This is a genomic window from Candidatus Megaera venefica, assembly GCF_034554655.1.
GTDB lineage: Bacteria > Pseudomonadota > Alphaproteobacteria > Rickettsiales > Rickettsiaceae > Megaera_A > Megaera_A venefica.
Genome location: NZ_JARJFB010000263.1, coordinates 1 through 1,089, shown reverse-complemented (window position 1 = coordinate 1,089; position 1,089 = coordinate 1). Strand labels below are relative to the sequence as shown.

Here is a 1,089-nt window from a genome sequence, read left to right as displayed (position 1 = left end):
AAGATTAGGAATTATCCAACTCGTGTTCCTATAACTTTTGAAGGGAAAGAAGGTAGTATTGTTCTTGACCAAATTCGGACTATAGACAAATCTAGGATAATACGAAATCTTGGAACATTAGACACCCAAACTGCAACTTTAGTTTTAGAAGCTTTAAATAAAATATTCAGCTAATACGCATTAAATTCTAAATTCAAAAATCAACTAATCGTCTTAATTTGTGCAGAATACTATTTAATTCAGTAGAAGTTGTTTGTGCCAATCGAGGATGAATAACCCGATTTATAGTAATTGATCTACAATGTTCTACCAAAGCATAACTTGTCACTTTTAAATTATCTCTAACTTCTAATTCAACGTGTAAGTGTTTGAATTCTGGTTGTGATTGACTACTAAGAGGACAAATAAAAATAATAGGAGGAATCTGATTAAGTATTACTTGTGAGTTTAGGATTATTATCGGGCGTATTTTGCCTATTTCCTCGCCTTTAGCAGGATCAAGTCTGGCCAGATAAATACCGCCTCTAGTTAGGATCTTTTCTTGCTCCACCATTCCTCTTCTTCCTCAGGTAAAGCTGAATTCAATCCCTCCATCAGCAATTTTGTATCTTCTTGGTATTTTTTGGATTTCTTCATTGCAGCAAAGCTTTTAATAATATTGTTTTGTTCAAGCTGAACCTGAAAATTATTTAACTCATGCACGACTGCTTGACGTATAAATTCAGTTCTAGATACTCCTAGCTTTTTTGCTACTTCACTTGTAACTTTCACTATGTTATCAGGAAAATTAATCGATAAGTTTGTCATATTAAAACATATATTATTTGATATAGTTTTTAATATATCAAGAACAAGTGATTATTTCAAATAGAATCAATAAACCTCACTATCTAGTCTTCATAAACTACATCTCGCTTAGCTATCTTTACTATCAAAATAACTAGCTTATCTTCTTCTAGCTTGCAGATTATTCTGAATTTATCCACTCGATAACGCCATAAACCTTTGTTTTTACCCCTTAAAGCTTTACCTGAGGAAGAAGAGGAATGGTGGAGCAAGAAAAGATCCTAACTAGAGGCGGTATTTATC

Annotated in this window: 4 protein-coding genes; 1 reads left to right on the top strand and 3 read right to left on the bottom strand. The window is 32.6% G+C overall.

Annotated features, from left to right (window positions below):
- The first annotated feature begins 3 nt into the window (after positions 1–3).
- Positions 4–174, top strand: a complete 171-nt coding sequence (locus Megvenef_RS09645; protein WP_322777694.1) for a type II toxin-antitoxin system PemK/MazF family toxin — start codon at positions 4–6, stop codon at positions 172–174.
- Positions 175–193: 19 nt separating this feature from the next.
- Here the strand turns inward: Megvenef_RS09645 and Megvenef_RS09640 are convergent, their stop codons facing one another.
- The 3 genes from Megvenef_RS09640 to Megvenef_RS10085 form a co-directional block, all read right to left on the bottom strand.
- A complete protein-coding gene (locus Megvenef_RS09640; protein WP_322777693.1) occupies positions 194–553 on the bottom strand; it encodes a type II toxin-antitoxin system PemK/MazF family toxin in 360 nt (119 codons plus the stop codon).
- Positions 529–807 carry a ribbon-helix-helix domain-containing protein gene (locus Megvenef_RS09635; protein WP_322777692.1) on the bottom strand — a complete coding sequence of 93 codons (279 nt, stop codon included), beginning with the start codon at positions 805–807 and terminating at the stop codon, positions 529–531. Before Megvenef_RS09635 ends, Megvenef_RS09640 begins: the two co-directional genes overlap by 25 nt.
- Positions 808–890: 83 nt before the next feature.
- Complete coding sequence (locus tag Megvenef_RS10085) at positions 891–1,058, bottom strand: type II toxin-antitoxin system RelE family toxin (RefSeq protein ID WP_410519780.1); 168 nt, start codon at positions 1,056–1,058, stop codon at positions 891–893.
- Between the last annotated feature and the right edge of the window lie 31 nt (positions 1,059–1,089).